We start from the raw sequence: 22,669 nt of genomic DNA on the forward strand, positions 1-22,669 counted from the left end.
ACTATGGATGGGTTTCTGCTCGCCCGGACCGATCAGGTCGTCAGGACAACCGGCGCACGCGAACGGTTCACCGAGGTAGACGCGGCTGCGGCGAGTCTGCGCGCGGGTCGGGTCCCGCTGATTGTGGGAGCACTCGCGTTCGACCCGTCGCGCGGGGGCGTACTGACGGCACCTGAATCGGCCACCTTCACACCAGTCCGGTGGCAGACCGACGGAACACTCGCCGAGTTGCCACCGAGTCGGATCATCCGGGAGAACCCCTCCCCGGCAGCACACATGACGCGAGTGGCACGCCTGATCGGCTCGATCGATGCCGGGCGAATATCGAAAGTTGTTGCAGCGCGCTCGGTCACAGTCGAAGCAGACACCCCGATCGATCCGGAACTGCTCGTCTCCCATCTCGTCCGACGGCATCCGAATGCCAACGTTTTCGCCGTCGATCTTGACGACTCGGTCCTCGGCTCTTCGACTTTGATCGGTGCCAGCCCCGAGGTCCTCGTGAGCAGACACGGCAATGCGGTGCGGCTACGACCGCTTGCCGGCACCGCGCCGCGGCGCAAAGATCCGATCGCCGACCGCGCGGAAGCCGACGGACTGCTTTCCTCGACCAAGAACCAGCACGAGCATTCGTTTGTCATCGACTGGATTCGCGAGCGACTCGGTCCCGTGTGCGCCGAGCTGACGATTCCCGACCGGCCGATCTTGCTGAGCACACCCGAGGTGTGGCATTTGGAAACTCCGATCCACGGCGTCCTTCGCGAAAACGCGACGACCGCACTCGACGTAGCCGCGCTGCTGCATCCAACGCCCGCTGTGTGTGGCACACCGACCGACGTGGCTCTCGCGACGATCGCCGACGTCGAAGGCGACCGCAGGTTCTACGGCGGCGCAGTCGGCTGGTGTAACGCCGACGGTGACGGCGACTGGATCGTCGCGATCCGATGCGCCGAACTCGCCGGCGACAGTCGCACCCTCGAGGCCTATGCGGGCGGCGGAATCGTCGCAGGCTCCGATCCACAGTCCGAACTGGACGAGACGACGACCAAATTGGGCACACTTCTCGGCGCGCTGGGGGTTCGACTCGAAGACACAAGCAAGGCAGGGGCTGCGGAAGGTGATACCTTGACCGAGGCAATGCAGGAACGACGAAATGTGGGAGAACCGAGATGAATTTGACCGCAGCGGGTGCAGGTAGCGCAGTGGCTGGCGCCGTCTTGGGTGCACTCGTCATCATCGGAGTCACTTTCGCCATCCAGGACAACAGCCGTCCGGAGATCGATCGCAGCGGTAACGCCGATTCCTCGCTGCTCAACCAGGTCGAGTACGGCAGCCGCTGATCGTCGCGGATTCCCAACCGCCCGGGTCGACCACGCCGCTCGATCGTCGCTGGTTCGCCGGCGCAGCACTCGTCTGTCTCGTTCTTGCCTTCGTTCAATCACCTGGTCTGACCGCCGCCGACACCAAGTACGACCTCGCGCAGAATCCGTTGGGATTCCTCGCGCGTGCGTCACATCAGTGGAGTAGTCAAGCGCCCCTCGGCCAGGTGCAGAACCAGGCCTACGGTTACTTCTTTCCACATGGCCCGTTTTTTGCGCTAGGCGACCTGCTCGCCATACCGCCGTGGATCACCCAGCGAATCTGGTGGGCACTGCTCCTGCTTGCGGGCTTCTGGGGAATCGTTCGGCTCGCCGAGACCCTCGGCATCGGTAGTCGCGGCTCGCGCATCGTTGCGGGCATCGCCTTCGCGCTGTCCCCGCGGGTGCTCACGACCCTTGGTTCGATCTCGTCGGAAACGTTGCCGATGATGCTCGCGCCGTGGGTGTTGTTGGCGTCCGCTGCGATCGCTTCGGGGCGAATCGGCACCTACTCACCCGCCCGCCTCGCGGCACAGTCTGCGGTCGCGGTCGCGTTGATGGGGTCGGTGAACGCTGTCGCGACGGGTGCCGCGTGCCTGGTCGCAGGCGTGTGGTGGCTCTCGCACAAACCGAACAGAGCGTGGTGGATCTTCACGGCGTGGTGGATTCCCTGCCTCCTGCTCGCAACACTGTGGTGGATAGTTCCGTTATTGCTGCTCGGCAGCGTCAGTCCACCGTTCCTCGACTACATCGAGTCGGCAGGCGTGACCACGCAGTGGACGTCACTCGCGGAAGTGTTGCGCGGCACCGACAGCTGGACCCCGTTCGTTTCGCCTGAGCGCATCGCGGGTGCCGTCCTCGTCACGCAGCCTGCCGCCGTGATCGCGACGGGCGTTGTTGCAGCGGCGGGCATGGCTGGTCTCGGGATGCGGTCGATGCCTGCACGTGGGCGGCTGGCGCTGATTCTCTTCGTCGGATTGGCAGGCCTGAGCGCCGGTTACGTCGGCGAGCTGTCGTCGCCGATCGCCGAGTCGGTCCGTCATTTCCTCGACTCCGGCGGCGCACCCCTACGCAACGTGCACAAGTTGGAACCACTGATCCGGCTGCCGCTCGTGCTCGGGATCGCGCACCTGCTCGCGCGCGTCCCACTGCCTGCATCGGCATCGTTCGGACGGCTACGCACCGCCTACGCCCACCCGGAACGCAACCCGATGGTTGCTCTGACCGGCCTCGTCCTCGTCGCACTCACGTTGGCGACATCGTTGGCATGGACGGGAAAGCTTGCGCCACGCGGCGGCTACGACGAGGTGCCCGACTACTGGCACCAGACCGCCCAATGGCTGGAAGACAATTCCGACGGGCAACGCGCCCTCGTCGTTCCTGGTGCACCGTTCGCAAGTCAGGTGTGGGGTCTTACCCGTGACGAGCCACTGCAGGCATTGGCGAGTACACCGTGGGCCGTCCGCGACGCTGTGCCGTTGAATCCGCCGGGCGCGATCAGGGCGATGGATTCGGTCCAGCGTCTGATTGCCGACGGACGGCCGTCGGACGACATGGCAGCAGCGCTGCTGAGTCAGGGCATCGGCTACGTCGTGCTTCGCAACGACCTCGACTCCGAAAATTCGCGTTCGACACGGCCGATGCTGGTGCACCAAGCCATCGACGGTTCCCCGGGCCTGGCGAAGGTCGCGCAATTCGGGGACGACATCGGTCCGGCGAAGTCGGACGGACTCGTCGCGGACGGCGACCTACGCCCCGACTACCCTGCGATCGAGATCTACTCGGTGTCCGTGCCGGGTGCACCCGACGCCTCAGCCCAGACCAAGCCATATACGACCGACCTCGCGGCGGTCCCGATAGTCCAGGGCGGACCGGAATCGCTACTGCGACTCGGCGCTACCGGTCCACGGCTGCTTGCGAGCGATGCGGGCCGAGCCGGCCTACCGATCGACGCCGTCACTGTCACCGACACACCGACCAACCGGGAGACCGACTTCGGTCAGGTCGACAACCACAGTTCCGCGCTTCGTACGCCCGACGAGGCAAGGCGTACCTACAACCTCGTTCCCGACTATCCCGTCTACGGCGCCGACCTCGTGAACGGCGAGTGGACCGGCGCGACGGTCAGCGTGTCCAGTGCGGCATCGGACGCAACGCAACTCGGCGGCGCTTCACCCGGCAGCGGTCCGGCAGCGACCGTCGACGGCGACAACGCGACGAGTTGGCTGAGCAACGGTCTGGATCCGGCGCTGGGTCAGTGGCTTCGCCTCGATCTCGATAGCCCGGTCGACAGCGCGCTACTTCGGGTGACGACCAGCCCTGCCGCGCTCGGCACACCGGTGACCTGGGTGGAGATCCAGACCGAGAACGGCAGCACCGCGGCGCGGGTCGAGAAACCGGGCACTCCGATCACCGTCTCGCTACCACCCGGGCGGACCTCGTGGATTCGAGTCGTCGCCATCGAGACCGAAAACGGTTCGGGTGGTAGCCAATTCGGGGTCAGCGAGGTCTCCGTCGAGGATTTCAGCAACGCGGCCGCACCGACGTTCGTACCCATTCGCCACCGGACGGTATTGCCGCCGACACCGCAGGGCGCAGCAGTCACAGGGTGGGATCTCGGCCAGGAACTACCCGGGCGAACCGGCTGCGCCGACGCTCCCGACCGAGTTCGCTGCAGCAAGGGCCTCGCCCTCGCACCCGAAGAGCCGACGACATTCGAACGGACGCTGAACGTTCCCGCTCCGACCACCGTCGTCCCCGAACTCACCGTTCGCTCGCGACAGGGCCCTGCGCTGGAGACCCTGCTCAGCGCACCCGGCCGACCCGTCGCGCGTGGCCAGGCCGACATCGGCGACATCCGTGGCTCCGCCTTCGCGGCTACGGACGGCGACCCGCGGACGTCGTGGACCGCTCCAGAGGACACGGTGCGGAAGTTGGGTGGAGCAAAACCGACGCTGACCATCGAACTCCCGTCGCCGCAGTTGGTCACCGGCCTGGACATCGCGGCGAGCCTCGGCGATCTGCCGACCCGTCCGACCGTCGTTTCGGTCAACCTCGGCGACGGACCCCAGGTTCGCGACCTGCGCGGCAACGAATCGACCATCGACCTGCACCCCCGCATCACCGACCGCATCGAACTGAGCATCGTCGATTGGCGGTCCGTCCTCGACCTGACAGCGATCGGGTTCGCGCTGCTGCAACCCGCCGGGCTGTCCGAGGTGACGGTGCTGGGTCCGGACTCGCAGCCGCTCTACCCTGCCTCCCTCGACCTGCAACGCCGTATCACCGTCGACTGCGCCGATGGGCCGGTGTTATCGGTTGCAGGACAACAACTTCGGATGTCCGTCACGGCAACGGTCGACGAGTTGCGCAGCGGCGCACCGGTTCGCGCGCAGCTCTGCGAGGGTCCGCAGTCGATCGATCTGCCCACCGGTCGGCAAGATGTGGCGGTCGGCCCGGGGCCGCTGTTCGTCGCCGACGGGCTCCGCTTGACAGCCGAATCGACGCAACCGCCTGCACCCGTCCGGGCCGTCCCCACCGGCGAGTGGACCGAAAATCACCGCGAGCTACAGGTGCCTGCCGAGCCGACGGATCAGTTGCTCGTTGTCCCGCAGAGCAACAACGTCGGGTGGATCGCGACGGGACCGGACGGAACCACACTGACGCCCGTCGTCGTCAACGGTTGGCAACAGGGCTGGATCGTTCCCGCCGGAACCGACGGCACCGTGACACTCGAATTCCCGACCGACCGCTGGTACCGCGTCGGCATCTTCGGCGGTTTGCTTCTGCTGTTGCCGCTGTTCGCGCTGGCCTTCCTCCCTGCAAGAAAAGGCCGACAAGCACCCGTTCCGCCCCGCCCGTGGCGCAGCCGAACCATCGGTTTCGCCGGGCTCCTCGCGTTGACCTGGGTGATCGCCGGAGTGGCTGGTCCGGTCCTCACCGTTGTGATCGCCGCGGGCGCGATGCTGATCGCCCGCACCGGCCGGGTCGTCGCAACGTTGCAGGCAGCCGTCGCGGTAGCCGGGCTAGGCACCGCTCTGTCGGTGGCCGCATTGTCGCGGGGACCGTGGCGCGCTCCCGACGGTTACGTCGGGCATTCGATGTGGGTTCAGTTGCCCGGGTTGATCGCGGTGATCGTCGTCGGGCTGTCTGTCCTGGCTGGACTCTCCGATGCGGGGCTGTCGGACGATCCGTCGTTGGGGCCGCCGATCCTGCGCCGACTTTCCCACCGCTTGACCGCGCGCCGAACAGGTTCCTCGACCAGCGCGTAACTAGCCGACGCCACCGGTATCGACAGCACGATCGTAAGGACGAGGACAAGCACGAAGCTGCCGCGGAACGGCACGATCCCGAACACCGGAAAGATGATCGACAAGATGGCTACGTGCCACATGAACAGTCCGAACGACCAACGTCCGATGGCAAGCATCAGCGGACTTTCCAAGATTCGGTGTCTGTGTGAAGCACCGAGCACCAGCGGTGCGAGCAACGCGAAGGCAAGGATCGCGCCGAGCAGCATCTTCACTGCGTGCTGCCATGGTTCGGCGCGCGTGAGGCCCGCCGGACCTGCCAGGTTGGTAGCGGCGAGGAGAAAAGCGGTGATCGCGACCGTGGCCATCAGCCCTCGGTTGGCGAAGAGGCGCTCCCACCGGACCGCAGGCCCGACCGCCAGCTCGGCGAGCAACATCCCGACCGCGAACCAGGGCAGGTAACCAGGCAGCCAATTATCGGCGTGGGTTCCCTCGGCGGTCGGGATCGGCAGAAACGACCAACCCAAGCAGATCACCGTCGACGCGAGCAGAACGGGAATGCGATACCTCGCACGCTCGCCGGACAGCCACGCCATGGCGAGCGCAAGCAACGGCAACACCAGGTAGAACGCTACTTCGACGGACAGACTCCACATCTGCGTCAAGCCGTCGGTCAGGGTCAGCGGTACGAACACCTGGACGAGCCCGAGATTGGCGAGCCAGACCCGCCAGCCGCCGCCCGCCTGGGGCAGGAACAGCAGCACGAGGATCACGACGACCCAGTAGGCGGGCAGGATGCGAGCCGCGCGATTGAGCAGGTAACGCTTGGCCGAAGGCTTCGGCGCCAGACCGCGAGCAGCGGCGGCGTGCGCGCGCCACAGCAGGAAGCCGGACAATCCGAAGAACAACGCGACGGCCATGTCGAAACGTCCCCAGATCCGGCCGATGACCGGCGAGCCTGCCGCGCCGGTCTGGAAGGCGACGTGGGTGACGAGCACGCCGAGAGCCGCGGCGCCGCGCATACCTTCCAGCGCGGGGACGAAACCACGGACCTGACTCGGCTGTTCCACTAGGGCGCGACCGCTGCACTCGACGGGTCGACGATGATCTTCGCGTGTTCCTCCGGCTTGCCGAGGGCTTCGAAAGCCGTTGCCACCCCGGCCAATCCGACTTTGCCCGTGATCAGCGGCGTCGGATCGACCTTGCCTTCGGCGAGCATGTACAGCGCGTCACGGAATTCACGTGGGTCGTAGCCGAATGCGAAGCGCAGCTCGATTTCCTTGTTGATCGCCATCGCAGGCCGGAACTTGTCGGTCTCCATACACACCCCGACGACGACAACGCGCGACAGCAGCGGGGCGGTGGCAACGATCTGATCGATGACGCCCGGCATGCCGACGCATTCGAAGATGACCGGCCCCTCGGGTGTCGCTCCGACGGTGTCTGCAAGCCGAAACACGTGCCACCACGGCACTTTCGGCGCCCATCGCAGTTTCTCCATGGTGTCCATTCCGAGTTCGAGCAGTCCCGTGATCTTGCGGATCTCGTTGCGCTCCGGATACGACGTCCACGGCGAGTGCTCGGCGGGATCGACGACGAGGTCGGCGCCGCACTGTTCGGCCAACTGGCGACGCCGCGGCGAGAAGTCGCTCGCGACGACATGGCGAACGCCCGACGCTTTGAGCATCGAGATGACAGCCAACCCGATCGGTCCACATCCGATCACGATCGCCGTCTGCCCCTTCCCGACCGCACCCTTGCGAACCGCGTGCCACGCGACGGCCATCGGCTCGGTCAGCGCAGCCTTCTCCGGTTCGAGACCGTTGGGCACGGTCATGGCCATGGCTTCCTGAACAACGACGCGTTCCGCGTAGCCGCCGGGTGCCAGCGCGGACAGTCCCGTCAGATGAATCTCGGAGCCGCGGCGAACGATCGGCAACGCAGCGACAGGTGCACCCAGCTTCCAGCGCTTGTGGGTTCCCGGACCGTATTCGAGAACGGAGCCGCAGAACTCGTGGCCCATGACGATGTCCTGGTCCGACCGCATGAAACCGGTGTAGCCGGTCTCGGCGGCCAACTCGGCCATGTCGTCGCAATGCACCCGGGAATGCAGGTCCGAGCCGCAGATCCCGCACGCGGTGACCTCCAGCAGCACCTGCCCCTTGCCAGGAGTGGGCGTCTCGACCTCACCGACGGTCAGCACGGTCTCCCGGCAGACGACAGCCTTCACGATGGACTCCTATCGACTCTGGTTCGAACGGCGACGGCTCCCACCGCCGACCTACAACCTCCGACCACCCTAAACGCGTCCAGGTCGGTCGTGAATCAGCCGCTGGTCGACCGAATAGTCCCGAATCGACCGCGCCGCCATTGCCTGAGGAGACAAGGCTGTTAGTGTCTTACTCGATGTCGGGCTGATCTGGCGACGGATGACGTCGACTCCATGAATTTTTCGCGGAGTCACACGTCGAGTCAGGCAAATTTCGGTTCGTGGATCTTTTCGTGATCTGTTGTTCGTGAATATAAGGAGCGTCAGCATGGCGGAGCGTTCAGGGCCGAAAAAGGCGCTGGTGTGCATTCTGTTTTTCTTCGGTGTCTTCCTACTCGTTGCCGCCATCTTGATTCCGACCTACACGTTGCCCAAGCTGGCCAAAACGCCGCTTGACCTCGAGGTCACCACGATCGCCGTGACGCCGCAGAACCAGGGCGGTGAGGTGCTCGACGCGAAGTCGCTGACCTCGCCGACAGGTGCTGCAGTCGTCGACAAGAACGTCCCGCTCGTGTCGCAGCGCTTCATCACGGTCGAAGAGCCGTCGGACTCCGACGTCGTCACCCTGCAGGGTGGCTCGACGTTGCGTCGCACCGACAAGAGCGCCGACACCGGCCTGCTCACCGCGAGCGTCGTCAAGGGCACGTTCGATCGCAAGACCGGCGATCCGATCGAATCGGACAAGGGCGCGATCCAGGTGCAGAACGACAAGCCTGCCGAAGAGGTCGACATCACCGGCCTGGTCTACCGCTTCCCGTTCAACACGGAGAAGAAGACCTACCAGTACTACGACACCAACTCGCGTGAGACACATCCGATCGATTTCGTCGAAGAGACCGAGATCAACGGCGAGAAGGTTTACCACTTCAACCAGAAGGTTCCGGCGACCGACCTCTCGAAGGTCGTCGATTCGCCGACCAACAAGCTGAAGTTGCCCGCAGCGAAGTGGGGCGTCACCGACACCACCGAAGACGTGACGATGACCCGCTGGTACAGCAACGAGCGTGACATCTGGGTCGACCCGATCACGGGCATCGTCATCAGCGGTCAAGAGAAGCCGTTCCAGTACTACGCCCGCGCGGCCGACAAGCCTGAGGTGACCGTTCTGAAGGCCACTCTCGCGTACGACGAGAACACGATCGAAAATCAGATCACCATTGCGAAGGACGGCGCGGACAAGATCTCGCTGTACGGCAAGGTGCTTCCGATCATCCTCGGCATCATCGGCATCGTTGCGCTGATCGCCGGCCTGATCCTGCTGTTCCTCGGCCGCGGTCAGCCGGGTCGCCGACGTGCGAACGGTGGCTCGACCGGTGTGCCGCCTGGTGCCGGCGCTCCGCAGTCCAACGAAGGCCGAGGCGGCCAGAGCTGGACCGGTACCAACGACCGAACCGAAGAGATTCCGGTGCAGAGACCGAATCTCAACAAGTAGGCCGAAACCGACAATCGGGCCCGCGACGCATACATTGCGTCGCGGGCCCGATTTTTTGTCGGTCGTGCCTGAACTCTACGAACCGCGCCGACGACGTCTACCGCATTTACCTAGGTTTACCAGCGGCGTTGATGGGGAACCCTCTACTTCACACACGAAGTACGGAGACCTCATGAATCGCAACCGTTCCTTCTTCGCTCGACGACAACGCACCACTCCCGTAGCGCGCCGGAGCAGGTCGAACATCAGCGGACTCCTCGGCGTCATCGTGCTGATCTGGCTGGTCGTCGGTGCCGTCGCAGCGTGGCAGCGCGACTACTTCGACAGCGCACCGACCAACTGCGCGGGCACCGGCACTATCGCCCTCACTGTCGTCGCCGGACCCCTCAACTACCTCGGACTCAATCCGAAGGTCACCGATTGCAACATGCCCGACATGCCGCAACCGAGCCAGTGATCCAGCCCGAGTGACCGAGAGCGATCCCAGACCGAACGGTAGACATTTGTGAACATGCAACAGGACCTCGTCGCAATCACCCAGGCGACGGCGTACGACCAGTCCGGAGCCAAGATCGGCAAAATCGATCAGCTCTGCGTCGACGACGAATCGTCCGATCCACTGTGGCTGACCATCCACGCGGGCTGGTTCGGTTCCACGAAGGCGATTCCGTACGAAGGCGCCGTTCTCGACGGCCGGGAACTGAAGGTCGTGCCGACCAAGGACGCGGTCAAACACTCCCCCGAGCTAGGCAAGAACGACATCGGCGAGGAATTCGAATCGGAACTGTGCCGCTACTACCAGCTGCCGCTACCGGAGGATCAGCTGCGCAAGCGTCGCGCCGATGTTGCTGCTGTCGTTGACAATCGCACCGACGAGCAGCACGAGCTGGCGAAAACGTCTCAGGAGTTGCAGGACAGGTATGCACCTGATGCTCGCTCGTGTGTGGTGCTGGAGGGCAGTGGCAGCGCAATCTCGGGCACCGCGTTCGGCGCCCCGATCGAGCAGGAGGCTTCGTCAGGGGCGCGGTTGCGCAGGTTTGCCTAGCAGCGCAAGCCAGGACACGATCACGGTCGTCACCGCGGCACACGCGACGGCGATCGCGATCAACTGCCCGATCGAGTCGGCAACCGTGAGCATCACGCTCATTTCGACCGCAAGGCCTGCCCAGGCAACGAGTGCGAGCCACGTTCGCTCACCGGCGATCGCGGACAGCAACGCCCCCTGCAGCAGCGCGAGACAGGCACCGTGCAGCGCGAAAGCCCATAGCGTGCCCTGAATCGGTGCGTAATCTTCGTCGACGACGATCGGCAGGAGCGGTGACGCAAGCGCTGCGCAGATAACCGTCACCGCACCGATGCCTGCCAAAACGGCCAACGCGGACCTGATCGCACGCGCCGAGTGCTCCGGATGGGCCATCCGCGGATAGAGCACGACACCGACCGCCTGCGGCAGCCAGAACGCAACCTTCGTCGCGACGGTACCCAGCGCGTACCGGCTCGCGTTGTCACCGTCGAGTACAAGACGAGCAACGACGATGTCGAGCGACGACAACGCGATCAGCGCAAGCTGAACCTGCGACGCGCGCAGGACCGACACCACACTCGCAGGCAGTCGCGCCGCAACCGGACCCTCTGCCGAACCGGTCAGCAGTCGAGCACCCGCGTAGGTCGCCGCGCTGCCGACGGCACCGGCGATCAGAGCGGGTGCGGGTCCACCGCCGACGGCAAGTACGGCGACCGCAGGAACGACACGGGCGACGCCTGCTGCGCCGAGCACGACGGCGAGGGCCTTGAACCGGCCTCGCCCCTGCAGCAGTCCCTGCTCACCGGACAGCAGGACGAGGATGGGTGCGACGAGCAGCGCGCCGATGGTCGCCGCGACGCTGACGTTCAACACCATGGACACGACCGGAACAAGCGCCGCAGCAACGATTGCGACCAGCCCGGCACTACGTAGCTGCAACGCTCGGAGGGCCGCAGTGGACGCGCCGTGGACGACCTCCCGCGCGACGACGGTCTGCAGCGCCAAGGCAGGCACGGCCAGCACCAACTGCGCGGCGAGCAACGTGGCGAACTCGCTGTACCCGTCGAGCCCGAGCCAGCGGCTGGCAAGCAGCTGCAACAGGTAGCCGGCGACGTTGGCCGTCATTGCCCCCATCGTCACCAGTGTCAGCCCAGCCATCGCCGACCCCGCGTCGAGCTTCGCGGTCGCGGTCGGTCGGTTGGTCACCTGCCCATGATGTCAGGCAGCGTGAAACACCCACGTATCGTGCGGCCCATGGCAGACCTGCGCTCGGCGACCACGCGCGCGCTGCCGGGCGGCTACAGCTTCGCCGTTGCGAGCGTGATTTTCGGTCCGCTGTTCGGACCCGGGTACCTACTGCTGCGCGACGCCGTGAGCACCCCACGGTCCTACCTGACGGACTCCGCCCTCGGGCTCGGCGACGCAGCTCCCCGAGCGGTCCCGCAGGACGCCGCGCTCGCTGTTGCATCGTCGGTGCTCGACGGCGGCATCGTCGTGAAGCTGATCCTCTTCGCAGCGTTGTGGCTCTCCGGTTGGGGTGCTGCGGTGCTGGTCAGGTCGGTTCTGAGCGGCGTCGCGGTCGGTCCGCAGCTCGTTGCCGCGACCGTTGTGATGTGGAATCCGTACGTAGCAGAGCGGCTACTGCAGGGCCATTGGAGTCTGCTCGTCGGCTACGCGGCGCTGCCGTGGACGGCGAAGGCCGCGATCGAGCTCAGGTCGGGCAGCGGGGTTCGCGCGTGGTGCGCTCTCGCCGTCTGTCTCGGCGCTGCAGGTCTCACTCCGACGGGTGCGCTCCTTGCGATCGTGGTCGCGGTGGTCCTCGTTCGGCCGAAGCAACTGATCGGCGTCGGCGCGATGGCCGTCGTCACGTCGGCGCCGTGGCTTTATGCGGCGATAGCTTCCGGTGCCGGTGCTATGACGTCGGATCCTGCTGGGGTCGCTGCCTTCGCTGCGCGAGCCGAGCCTGGTCTGGCCACGTTCGGAAGCCTCGCCGGGCTCGGCGGCATCTGGAACTCCGCAGCCGTGCCGACGAGTCGAACGAGCGGCTTCGCATTCGTCGGAACCGGAATACTGCTCGGAGTAGTTGCCATCGGACTGCCCTACCTGTGGCGGCGCGGGCGTGACCGCGCAGTATTTGCGTTGGCCTGCACAGCAATCGGCGCGCTGCTGTTCGCCACCGTTGCGGCGACGCCGTTGGGCATCAGTGCAGGAGAATGGCTGGTCGTCGAGGTGCCGGGAGCTGGATTGCTTCGTGACACCCAGAAGTGGATCGCCCTCGTCGTGCCGCTGTACGCGCTTGCTGCGGCTGCCGGGTGCCAGGCGATAGTGGCGCGCTTCGCCACACCGGAACAACCGAACCCAGCCCGCTTCCTGACCCCGGCAGCGTCGATCCTGCTGCTGCTCGTTGCGCTGCCCGACCTCGTCTGGGGTGTCGGCGGTGCGTTGCGGCCCGTTCGGTACCCGGTGTCGTGGGAGCGCGTTGCCGAGTCGATCGACACCGACCTGCCAGGAGCCGTCGCGGTCGTTCCCGACGGGATGTTCCGAGCATTTCCGTACACCGGTCGAGCGCCGGTCCTCGACCCCGCGCCGCGGATGCTCCCGCGTGACGTCTTGCAGTCGGGCGAGCTGATAGTTGCGCGCGGCAGGGTCGACGGGGAGGGATCACGTGCCGCCGAGGTCGAGCGGTTGCTCGCCGCGGGTGCACCGGTTAGCGAACTCGCCGCGAAGGGCGTCGGGTGGATACTCGTCGAACGCACGGCCGTCGGCCGAGCAGGTAAACCCGATGTGAGCATCGACGGCCTCGAGCAGCTCTACGCAGACGACGAACTGGCTTTGTATCGAGTACCCGGCGTCGCCGCCGAAGGCGAAAAGCCGCGCGGTGCAGCACTATTCGCCCACGCCATGTGGAGTGCACTACTGGCGGGCGGAATCCTCGGCAGCGTGTTCTGCATAGTGATCCGCGTACGACGACGACCCGATGAGTCCTGACACGGACTCGCCGCGCGCGGTCGCCTGGAGCACATCGAAAACCCCGGATGCCGTTTGCTCCCAAGAGAATTCGCGTGCACGCACCCGAGCCTTCTCCCCCAGTACAGTCCTGGTGTCCGGGTCGCGCAGCAGCGTGTGGACCGCGTCGGTCAGTTCAGCGCAATCGCCGACGAGCAGACCGGTGACGCCGTCGATGATCGAATCCGTGAGACCACGCGAGCTACGGTAGCCGACCGTCGGGACCCCGTGCTGAGCAGCCTCGATAACGGCGAGGCCCCAGCCTTCCTTACGCGACGGGAGGACGTGCACCCATGCGCTGGAGAGCAATTCGTGTTTACGCTCTTCGGAGACGTGGCCGTGGAAGGTGACCCGATCTTCGATGCCGAGTTCGTGCGACCGTTCGCGCAGCTTCTCTTCCCACCAGCCGCCGCCGACGACGTCGAGTTGCAAACCCTCGATCCGACCCCGCAACGAGGCGACGACGGCGAGTGCGTCTTCGATCTGCTTATGCGGCACCAGACGCGACAGCACGACCAAGCTCGGGTGTGCGGAACGGGTGTCGGGCGAACCGGTGTCGACGCCGACGGGGATCGCTTCGGCACCGTTGCGCACAACGGCAATCCGGTCGCGATCGACACCGAGGCCGGCCAACTCTTCGGCCGACGGCAACGACACCGTCAGATACTGATTGCGGCGATGCGCACGGGGCGAGAGCACCGATTCGACCCACCAGCCGACCCGGCCGATCAGCCTGCCGGCCATGGGCCATTGCTCACGATGGCCGTGATGGACGAGCAACGTGACCGGTGCACCTGCCACCGACCGTGCAAAGAAAGGTATGCCGTTCTGGGTATCGATCACCGCGTCGGGTCTGATGCCGCGCAGCGGTCCCAGGCCCAGGCGACCGAACGCGATCGCCGCGAGCGCGCGTGGGTAGACGCTGTACCGGCCGCCCGCGCGGCTGATCTGGATACCGGCGATCGATTCGGCCTTCGGCACACCCGGGTAACGTGCCGTCCGCAATGTCACCTTGATGCCACGCGCCGCCAGTTCGGTGCCGACCTGTTCGAGGTAACGCTCACTGCCGCCGCCCTGTGGATGCCCGGTGTCACGCCAGCACAGGAGCAACACTTCGCGCACGTGAGCGACCTCTCTGGCAGTGACCGGGGCTGGCTGGGGATGTCTTGGCATGTCTATCGGACGTTCGGTTCGAAGAACACACTAACGGCTGAGCCGACGCCGGTCGGTATTGCGGCAGCAGTCGCCTCCGGAAGTGCCGCTATTGTTGCCTCCCGTGTCTGCCCTCGCCCGCCGTCGCCGTGCTGTCACGGCCCGGTTCGCGCGTCGCGCGACGTTGCGGCGATCAGTGCAACTGCTTGCCGATTTCAGGCACGAACAAAGCGATCCACAACTGTTCTACGGTGCGCTGGCGCGCGATTCGGTCGACATGATCCGCGACCTGTACGCGGGTTCGGTCGATCGCGACCTTGCCGGAACCACGGTGCTCGACGTCGGTGGCGGTCCTGGATATTTCGCCCAGGAGTTCGCGGCCGCCGGCGCCCGCTATCTGCCCGTCGAGCCGGACCCGTCCGAGATGCATGCCGCCGGGTTGGCCGTGCACGGCGCGGTCCGAGGGTCCGGCATGGCACTGCCGTTTCGGGACTCCTCCGTCGACATCTGCTTCTCGTCCAACGTGGCCGAGCACGTGCGCGAGCCGTGGGTCATGGCCGACGAGATGTTGCGGGTGACGAAGCCGGGTGGACTGATGGTGTTGTCGTACACGATCTGGTTCGGACCGTTCGGCGGCCACGAGACCGGACCCTGGCACTACTTGGGCGGTGAGCGGGCCGCCCGACGTTATGTTCGCAAGCAGGGCCGCGAACCGAAGAACAGATTCGGGACGTCACTGTTCGCAGTCGGGGCCGCGGACGGATTACGTTGGGCACGTTCGGTTTCCGATGCCGACGTGCTCGCGGCCTTCCCGCGCTATCACCCACGCTGGGCCTGGTGGGTGCTGCGGGTGCCGGGGCTGCGCGAACTGTTGGTCAGCAATCTGGTGATCGTCGCGACGCCCGCACCGCGGGTTTCCACCCCCTGAAGCGACAGGATCGCGCACAGTAGAGCCATGCGCAGCAGCGGGAAGGGCAGGATTGCCCTCGACATCGGCGGTACGAAGTTTGCGGCGGCACGGGTGGCCGGAGACGGGACTCTGGAGGGTGTCGAGACGACGCCGACACCGAAGGTCGGCGTGTGGGACGCCTGCGCTGCACTACTCGGAAAGGTCGCGGGCACCGAACCCGTCGACAGGATCGGCATCGGGTCGGCAGGCCCGATCGACACCGTCGCAGGCACCACCGGCCCGCTCAACATCGCAGAGTGGCGGAACAACTTCGGGATTGTCGCTGCCGTCCAGGACCTGTTTCCGGGGGCCGAGATAACCTTCGCCATCGACGGCGGCTGCGCTGCGCTCGCGGAGTACCGCTACGGCGCAGCGCGCGGCGTTCCCAATCTGCTCGGGATGGTCGTCTCGACGGGCATCGGCGGTGGCATCGTCCTCGACGGGCAGATCGTGCGCGGCCGGACCGGCAACGCGGGCCACATCGGACACATCGTCGTGAACAACGAGGACCCGTGCGCGTGCGGCGGCGTCGGCTGTATCGAAGCTGTTGCAAGCGGTCCGTCGACGGTCCGGTGGGCACAGGCCCAAGGTTGGGCGGGTACGACGGGTATCGAACTGTCGAAAGCAGCGGCCACTGGGGACCCGATCGGCGTTGCCGCCTTACACAGGTCCGGAACCGCACTTGGACAGGCTATTTCGTCGGCTGCGGCCCTGCTCGATGTGGACCTCGTTGTGGTCGGAGGCGGCTTCGCACAGTCCGGGCCGCTGCTCTGGGATCCGCTGCAGGAGTCGCTGCGTCGCCACGCGGGCCTGTCCTTCATCAAGGAGTTGCGGGTTGTGCCTGCCGAGCTCGGCGGGCTCGGAACACTGACCGGAGCGGGCGCACTGACGCTGGATTCCTGACGCACCTGTTTTTTCGAGAGCATTTCTGTAACGTGTTCCAGTATCCGCACGGCTTCGAATCACGGGATACGGGCTCATGACTGACTACGACACACTGTTCATCGGCGGCCACTGGGTCGCACCCGCCACCGACGCACGACTCGAGGTGATCTCACCTGCCACCGAGGAGCGTGTCGGTAGCACCCCGGTCGCGGGCCCAGCCGACATCGACGCCGCGGTCGCGGCGGCTCGGCGAGCATTCGAATCCGGACCATGGCCTCGAACCAGCCCCTCCGACCGCGCGGCAGTGCTGTCGAAGGTCACCGCGTTGATCGAGGAGCGCAGCCCGCAACTCACCTCGACCCTGACCTCGGAGATGGGCGCGCCGACCATGATGGTCGGCATGCTGCAGCAGACCCCTGCGGTCGCGGTGCTCAATTACTATGCGGGCCTTGCGGATTCGTTTCCCTGGGAGGAGACGCGGCACGGAATCTTCGGGCAGACCACCGTTACCCGCGAACCCGTCGGCGTCGTCGCGGCTGTCATCGCGTGGAACGTCCCGCTCTTCCTCGCAATCAACAAGCTCGCCCCCGCACTGCTCGCAGGCTGTTCGGTGCTGCTCAAACCTGCGCCGGAAACACCGCTCGCCGCGAATCTCATCGCCGACATCTTCGCCGATGCAGGCCTGCCCGAAGGTGTGCTTTCGGTACTTCCCGGCGGCGCCGAAACCGGCGAATACCTGGTTAGTCATCCCGGCGTCGACAAGATCACCTTCACGGGCAGCACGGCGGTCGGTCGCAAGATCGGCACGATCGCCGCACAGCAACTCAAGCGCTGCTCGCTCGAACTCGGTGGCAAGTCCGCAGCAATCCTGCTGGAGGACATGGACATTGCGTCGACCATGCCGATGCTGCTGATGTCAGGGCTGATGAACAGCGGGCAGGCCTGCGTAGCCCAGACTCGAATTCTGGCACCGCGCAGCCGGTACGACGAGATGCTCGAGGCCATGGTGACCGGAGCCGGGTTCATGGCGGTCGGCGATCCGACCGAACCGACGACCGCGCTCGGTCCCCTGATCTCGTCACGGCAGCGTGACCGCGTCGAGGGCTACATCAAGAAGGGCATAGACGAAGGCGCGCGCATCGTCCTCGGCGGCGGTCGGCCTGCCGGGTTGGACAAGGGCTGGTACGTCGAGCCGACCATCTTCGCGGACGTCGACAACTCGATGACAATCGCACGAGAAGAGATCTTCGGTCCCGTGCTCGCGGTGATTCCCTACGACTCCGAGGACGAAGCGATCAAGATCGCCAACGATTCCGACTACGGGCTGGCCGGCTCGGTCTGGACGTCTGACATCGACCGTGGTCGCAAGGTGGCAGCGCAGGTCAGGACCGGCACGTATGCCATCAACTGGTATGCCTTCGACCCCGGATCACCCTTCGGTGGCTACAAGAACTCCGGCATCGGTCGGGAGAGCGGTCCGGAGGGCCTCGACGCGTACTGTGAGCAGAAGTCCCTGCTGATGCCTCCCGGATTCAGCGGCTAGCTGTACGTGACATGGATCTCATCCGAGCGAGACACCCACCCTCCGGTTCCGCCCATCAGCAAACTCTGGGAAACTTGCGGCGTTAGTACGCATGGTTACAGGAAGTTCCAGGTGGTTCGCGATGGATCGAAGTGACGCTGTTCGACGTGCTCGGACATGGTGGTCCGCAGTGTCGGATACCAGCTACGTGCCGATGTCGTCGCGTGACGCCAAGGATGCGCTTGCCGATCTGCTCGTCAACCTTGCCGGTGCCTTGGACGCCGAGCAATTCGACCCGACAGTCGGTGCCGAGGTCGGCTCGGCGTTGGTACGGATGCGGTTGACGAATCCGGTCGTCGTCGCCAGATCCGCCGAGGTCCTTGCCGAGCTTCCCCGACTGTCGGAATCGGGGACCGCGTTCTTCAGGTCCAAGTACGCCGCGCTGATGGGATCGTTCGGTCAGGGTTACGCTGCGGCACTACAGGCCGACACACTGTCCGATCAGCAGGCCATCCAGGCCACGATGTCGACCACCCACAAACAGACCGAGCAGGCGGCCAAAGCCACGGATACGCGCTTTCGCGTGGTTTTCGACAACGCCGCCGTTGCCATAGCGATCGGCGATCTGCGCGGCGTTCTTGTCGACGTCAATCCCGCGATGGCTCAGATGCTCGGCCAAGATGCCGGCGAGCTGCGCGGGGCGTCTGCCTTCGATCTCGGCCATGCCGACGACTACGACCTCGCACGTCGACGCATCCTCGACGAGCTGATCGCGGTCGGCTCCGGCACGGTTCGACTCGAGGCGCGTTTTCGTCGCGGCGATGGCAGCTACGGCTGGGCGATGTTCGCAATCACCCTCGTCGCAGGCGATGGTGACGTGGACGGCTACCTGTTGGCCGTGGGCGAGGACATCACCGAACGCCGCGAGATGCAGGCGGCGCTGTACCGCCAGTCTCGCCACGACCCGTTGACCGGTCTCCCTAACCGGCTCTTGCTGCACGAAGATATTGCGGATGCCATCGACATCGCCGAACCGGACGATCACATCGGCCTTTGCTTTCTCGACCTCGACGGCTTCAAATACGTCAACGATCAATTCGGCCATGCCACCGGTGATCGGCTGCTCGCAGCCGTTGCCGCGCGCTTGCAAGAGCAAGCCACGGCCGACGGCTACGTCGTCGCACGACTCGGCGGCGACGAATTCGTCGCCGTGATGGCCGCACCCATCGACATCGACGCCGTCACCGCTGCCGCGAGCCGGTTGTTGGCGAGCATCAAGGATCCGTTCGAGGTGGACGGCCACAAGCTGTCGGTTTCCGCCAGCATCGGTGTTGTCGCTCAACCTGTGTTCGGCGCCGACGCCGACGCCATCCTCGAGACGGCCGACGTGGCGCTCTACCGAGCAAAGGCCGACGGCGGAGCGGGATTTTTCGTGCACGAACCCACTCCGAGCTGAATCAGCACAATCACGGGTGACGCTGAGGGACCATTCGTCGACTTTTAGGACGGGATCCCGTTCCAAAAGGCACAGAATGGGCACTGAGCGTCTCTGCTCTCGATAGCCCGACAAAACTCTGGACACTGAGCCGAACCATCTTCTACACTCCGTAGTATTAGAACGTTCTGTCAACTCGTTCGGGGGTTCAGATGACTATCGACACCACCACCTCAAAGAGACTCGCTACCTGGACGTTCGCTCAGTGGAGCGTGCTCGTCATCTCGTTGGTTCACGTCGTGTGGTCGATCATTGGTTGGATCGCCGAGCCGAGTTTTGCGACGGGACCAGGTGCACCGACGACCCCCGTCCTCGGCATGGACTACAACGGCTGGCATGCCGTCGCGGGTCTTGCGTTGTTCCTCCCCGGACTGGTCTTCGCGACCCGCCGCTCGTGGGCAGTGCTGTACTGCTTCGTGGCAGGCGTTGCAGGTGGCCTACCGGGTGTATGGGCGCTGTTCTCGAATCAGGTCGCCTACATCTTCACGTTCCCGAACAACGAACTCGACGCCATCGAACACTTCGTCACCGCCGCCATCTTGATCGGCATCGGCCTGATCCAGGTACGACGCGACGGCGGCCTGAAACAGGCGCTTGCCGGACTCGGCCCCCGCTTCCCCGCCCGCTAGCGCAGCCCCTTCTTCGCGAGCCAGGCAAACGAATCTTCGACGCCGACCTGGTCGCTCATCATGCGCCCACTCTGTGCGCCACCCCACATCTACGGGCTGTCACGGTTCGCGGACGAGCGGTGTCTTATGGCAAACCCATACAGACCGCAAGTCTTCTCGGAAGGATGGACACATGAGCAACATCGTTGTCGTCGGCGCAGGATATGCCGGGGTGCTTGCCGCAAACCGGCTCGCCAAGGTGGCGGGGTTGTCGGTGACGGTCGTCAATCCGCGGCCGGACTTCGTCGAGCGAATCAGGTTGCATCAATACGCGACTGGATCCGGGCCTGCGACGCGACCACTGTCGAAGCTACTGCGGCGCAACGTCGAACTCCGCCTCGGAAAGGTCGAGTCGATCGCCGAACGGTCGGTACTGCTCGACGACGGCACGACCATCGACTTCGACTACCTCGTCTACGCCGTGGGTAGCCACGTCGACGGCCGACCGAACACCTACAACGTCGGTGCACTCGAAGACGCAGACCGCCTCGGCGCCCGTCTCGACGAACTGGCTGCGGGCGCACCGGTCGTTGTCGTCGGTGGTGGGTTGACGGGTGTCGAAACGGCTGCAGAGATCGCTGAGCAATTCCCTGAGTTGGACGTGCACCTGGCGTCCGATTCGGTCGCAGGCTGGCTCCCGGCCGCGACCCGCGACTATGTAGCGGGCACCCTCTCGGAGTTGGGAGTCACGATCCACGAGGCAACGACGATCACCCAGGTCGACGCTGATGGTGTCAGGACCGCATCCGGCGCAACCATCGCAAGCGACGCCACCATCTGGGCAGGGTCTTTCACCGTCCCCGACCTCGCGCGACGAAGCGGTCTCCTCGTAGACGACTTTGGCCGGCTACGAACAGACAAAAGCCTTGTGTCGCTGTCCAATCCACGGATCGTCGGCGTCGGCGATGCGGTAGCACCTCCCGCCTCCGTCGCCGGTCACCTACGGATGAGTTGCCAGTCCGCGATGCCGCTCGGCGTGCACGGCGCAGCGACCGTTGCGGCTCTCGTACGCGGACGCTCGCCACAGCCCGTCTCCATCGGCATGTTCGGCCAATGCGTCAGCCTCGGCCGCAAAGCGGGCTTCATGCAGTTCACCCGATCCGACGACACGCCGTCGCGGTTCGTCGTCAAACGTCGGATCGGGACGATGACGAAGGAGTTGGTCTGCCGCTTCACGGTCGTCGGCTTGCGCGGGCGGGCCGTGACGTCCTGGCGTCCTGCCGGACCGAAAGTCTCTGCCGAGGAGGTCACCGTCGGTGTCTAGTTCCGAGCCGTCCAGTTCCGCACAGTCCAGTTCCGCACAGTCCAGTTCCGAGATCTTCACCGAACATCGACCACTGCTGTTCACGATTGTCTACGAGATCCTCGGCAGCGCGGCGGATACCGAAGATGTGTTGCAGGACAGCTACATTCGATGGAGCCAGGTAGATCCGGCCGAGGTAGACAATCCCCGCGCCTACCTCGCCAGAATCGCAAGCCGCCTCGCGCTCAACCACCTTCGTACCGCCCAGCGCCGACGCGAAGACTATCCGGGCAACTGGCTGCCCGAACCGATCCAGACCGCGTCCGACGTCAGCGACGACGCAGTGCTTGCCGAGTCGGTGTCGATCGCGATGCTGCTCGTCCTGGAAACGCTCAGCCCGGACGAACGCGCAGTGTTCGTACTGCACACCGTGTTCGGCTACACCTTCCCGGAGGTGGCCGACATGGTCGGCAAGACCGACGTCGCCGTCCGCCAGATCGCCCATCGCGCCAAGGCACACGTACAGGCACGGCGACGCCGCTTCCAACCCGAATCACGCACGGCGACAGAGGTCGTCGAAAAGTTCTTCGCAGCGGCGACCAGCGGCGACATCCAGGGCCTGATGGATCTGATGTCGCCCGACGTGGTCGAAATATCCGACGGCGGTGGACATGTCAGCGCAGCACGGCGACCCGTTCTCGGACCCGAACGTGTTGCCCGGTTTGTGCTCGGCATCGCGCGGGGTGAACTGGCGGAGCCGACTTTCGAGCTGACGACCTGCAACGCCCAGCCTGCGATGCTGGTGCGCTCCCGCGGCGCACTCGAATTCGTGCTGCTGTTCGACATCGTCGACAACGTGATCCAGGGCCTCTACGCCGTCCTGAACCCTGAAAAGCTCGCAACAGCACATCTATCCAACCCGCTTGCCCGAGATAAGGACTGACATGGAGACCCTCACTGTCGAACGAACCCATCGCGGCGCCGATCGAGGACGTGTTCGAGTGGCTGAGCAACGCGCACAACTACACGCGCTCCAAGTTCGTGCTGCGCGAAAGACTGGCCGAACCCGGCGCCGACGCGCCCTACGGGCTCGGCGCACTGCGCGTGCTGCTCTGGACCGTCGGCATCTTCTACGAACGCATCACCGCCTACGATCCGCCGCGCAGCTTCGACTATCACGTCGAGCACAGCTTCCCTCCTTCGCGCCACGAGGCCGGTCGGAAGTCCTTCACAAAAGTTGCGGGCGGTACTCATGTCACGTGGACGAGCACCTTCGAAATTCGGCTGCCACTCGTCGGCGCGTTCCTGACGCGGGTCGTCGGGGTCCCGATAATCAGGCGGGTGTTCGGCAGAGTCCTCGACGCCGCGCAGGCAGACCTCACCGGAGCCCGTATCCAGCCGCACTAAAAGCGATACCAT

At 65.3% G+C, this 22,669-nt stretch carries 18 protein-coding genes and 1 pseudogene; 15 read left to right on the top strand and 4 right to left on the bottom strand.

Annotation, left to right across the window (positions count from 1 at the left end):
* The first annotated feature begins 3 nt into the window (after positions 1-3).
* The 3 genes from ACHIRB_RS08985 to ACHIRB_RS08995 are packed head-to-tail and all read left to right on the top strand — an operon-like array spanning position 4 to position 5,626.
* Positions 4-1,170: an isochorismate synthase gene (locus ACHIRB_RS08985; RefSeq protein ID WP_395124593.1), complete on the top strand. Its 1,167-nt coding sequence runs from the start codon at positions 4-6 to the stop codon at positions 1,168-1,170.
* Positions 1,167-1,337, top strand: a complete 171-nt coding sequence (locus ACHIRB_RS08990) for a DUF2613 domain-containing protein (RefSeq protein WP_395114428.1) — start codon at positions 1,167-1,169, stop codon at positions 1,335-1,337. Before ACHIRB_RS08985 ends, ACHIRB_RS08990 begins: the two co-directional genes overlap by 4 nt.
* The gene (locus ACHIRB_RS08995) at positions 1,334-5,626 is read left to right on the top strand and encodes an alpha-(1->3)-arabinofuranosyltransferase (protein WP_395124628.1); all 4,293 of its coding nucleotides are present in this window, start codon (positions 1,334-1,336) and stop codon (positions 5,624-5,626) included. Before ACHIRB_RS08990 ends, ACHIRB_RS08995 begins: the two co-directional genes overlap by 4 nt.
* Here ACHIRB_RS08995 and ACHIRB_RS09000 read toward each other — a convergent pair.
* Positions 5,518-6,675 (bottom strand): annotated as a pseudogene (locus ACHIRB_RS09000) (acyltransferase family protein); the annotation flags it as partial. The gene ACHIRB_RS08995 and the pseudogene ACHIRB_RS09000 overlap by 109 nt on opposite strands.
* Entirely contained in the window at positions 6,675-7,835 is a 1,161-nt protein-coding gene (locus ACHIRB_RS09005) for a zinc-binding dehydrogenase (protein ID WP_395124594.1), read from the bottom strand. The pseudogene ACHIRB_RS09000 and the gene ACHIRB_RS09005, both read right to left, overlap by 1 nt.
* Positions 7,836-8,142: 307 nt before the next feature.
* On the opposite strand from ACHIRB_RS09005, the gene pgfA reads away from it, so the two are divergent.
* From pgfA to ACHIRB_RS09020, 3 genes are all read left to right on the top strand, one after another.
* Positions 8,143-9,306, top strand: a complete 1,164-nt coding sequence (pgfA, locus tag ACHIRB_RS09010) for a cell envelope lipid trafficking protein PgfA (RefSeq protein WP_395124595.1) — start codon at positions 8,143-8,145, stop codon at positions 9,304-9,306.
* Between the two features lie 244 nt (positions 9,307-9,550).
* On the top strand, positions 9,551-9,763 hold the full coding sequence (locus ACHIRB_RS09015; RefSeq protein ID WP_395114482.1) for a hypothetical protein: 213 nt from the start codon (positions 9,551-9,553) through the stop codon (positions 9,761-9,763).
* A 54-nt stretch (positions 9,764-9,817) separates the two neighbouring features.
* A complete protein-coding gene (locus ACHIRB_RS09020; RefSeq protein WP_395114481.1) occupies positions 9,818-10,351 on the top strand; it encodes a PRC-barrel domain-containing protein in 534 nt (177 codons plus the stop codon).
* Here ACHIRB_RS09020 and ACHIRB_RS09025 read toward each other — a convergent pair.
* Positions 10,322-11,488 (bottom strand): polysaccharide biosynthesis protein, encoded by a 1,167-nt coding sequence (locus tag ACHIRB_RS09025; RefSeq protein WP_395114480.1) that lies wholly within the window; start codon positions 11,486-11,488, stop codon positions 10,322-10,324. The genes ACHIRB_RS09020 and ACHIRB_RS09025 overlap by 30 nt on opposite strands.
* Positions 11,489-11,584: 96 nt before the next feature.
* Here ACHIRB_RS09025 and ACHIRB_RS09030 point away from each other — a divergent pair, with 96 nt between their 5' ends.
* A complete protein-coding gene (locus ACHIRB_RS09030) occupies positions 11,585-13,318 on the top strand; it encodes an MmpA family trehalose lipid delivery protein (protein WP_395114425.1) in 1,734 nt (577 codons plus the stop codon).
* Here ACHIRB_RS09030 and ACHIRB_RS09035 read toward each other — a convergent pair.
* Complete coding sequence (locus ACHIRB_RS09035; protein WP_395124596.1) at positions 13,244-14,458, bottom strand: glycosyltransferase family 4 protein; 1,215 nt, start codon at positions 14,456-14,458, stop codon at positions 13,244-13,246. The genes ACHIRB_RS09030 and ACHIRB_RS09035 overlap by 75 nt on opposite strands.
* A 154-nt stretch (positions 14,459-14,612) precedes the next feature.
* Here ACHIRB_RS09035 and ACHIRB_RS09040 point away from each other — a divergent pair, with 154 nt between their 5' ends.
* The 8 genes from ACHIRB_RS09040 to ACHIRB_RS09075 all read left to right on the top strand — a co-directional run bounded on the left by ACHIRB_RS09040 (position 14,613) and on the right by ACHIRB_RS09075 (position 22,657).
* Positions 14,613-15,416 (top strand): class I SAM-dependent methyltransferase, encoded by an 804-nt coding sequence (locus ACHIRB_RS09040; protein ID WP_395114423.1) that lies wholly within the window; start codon positions 14,613-14,615, stop codon positions 15,414-15,416.
* A 27-nt stretch (positions 15,417-15,443) separates the two neighbouring features.
* Positions 15,444-16,340, top strand: a complete 897-nt coding sequence (locus tag ACHIRB_RS09045) for an ROK family protein (protein WP_395124597.1) — start codon at positions 15,444-15,446, stop codon at positions 16,338-16,340.
* A 76-nt stretch (positions 16,341-16,416) separates the two neighbouring features.
* Positions 16,417-17,865 (top strand): aldehyde dehydrogenase, encoded by a 1,449-nt coding sequence (locus ACHIRB_RS09050; RefSeq protein WP_395114420.1) that lies wholly within the window; start codon positions 16,417-16,419, stop codon positions 17,863-17,865.
* A gap of 169 nt (positions 17,866-18,034) precedes the next feature.
* The gene (locus ACHIRB_RS09055) at positions 18,035-19,300 is read left to right on the top strand and encodes a diguanylate cyclase domain-containing protein (RefSeq protein WP_395124598.1); all 1,266 of its coding nucleotides are present in this window, start codon (positions 18,035-18,037) and stop codon (positions 19,298-19,300) included.
* 191 nt (positions 19,301-19,491) lie between these two features.
* Positions 19,492-19,968 (top strand): DUF4383 domain-containing protein, encoded by a 477-nt coding sequence (locus ACHIRB_RS09060; RefSeq protein ID WP_395124599.1) that lies wholly within the window; start codon positions 19,492-19,494, stop codon positions 19,966-19,968.
* Between the two features lie 172 nt (positions 19,969-20,140).
* Complete coding sequence (locus tag ACHIRB_RS09065) at positions 20,141-21,271, top strand: NAD(P)/FAD-dependent oxidoreductase (RefSeq protein ID WP_395114416.1); 1,131 nt, start codon at positions 20,141-20,143, stop codon at positions 21,269-21,271.
* A complete protein-coding gene (locus tag ACHIRB_RS09070) occupies positions 21,264-22,193 on the top strand; it encodes an RNA polymerase sigma-70 factor (RefSeq protein ID WP_395124600.1) in 930 nt (309 codons plus the stop codon). The genes ACHIRB_RS09065 and ACHIRB_RS09070 overlap by 8 nt, the downstream gene beginning before the upstream one ends.
* A 41-nt stretch (positions 22,194-22,234) precedes the next feature.
* A complete protein-coding gene (locus ACHIRB_RS09075; protein WP_395124629.1) occupies positions 22,235-22,657 on the top strand; it encodes an SRPBCC family protein in 423 nt (140 codons plus the stop codon).
* Positions 22,658-22,669: the final 12 nt, after the last annotated feature.

It is taken from the genome of Antrihabitans spumae (assembly GCF_043944905.1).
Taxonomy (GTDB): domain Bacteria; phylum Actinomycetota; class Actinomycetes; order Mycobacteriales; family Mycobacteriaceae; genus Antrihabitans; species Antrihabitans spumae.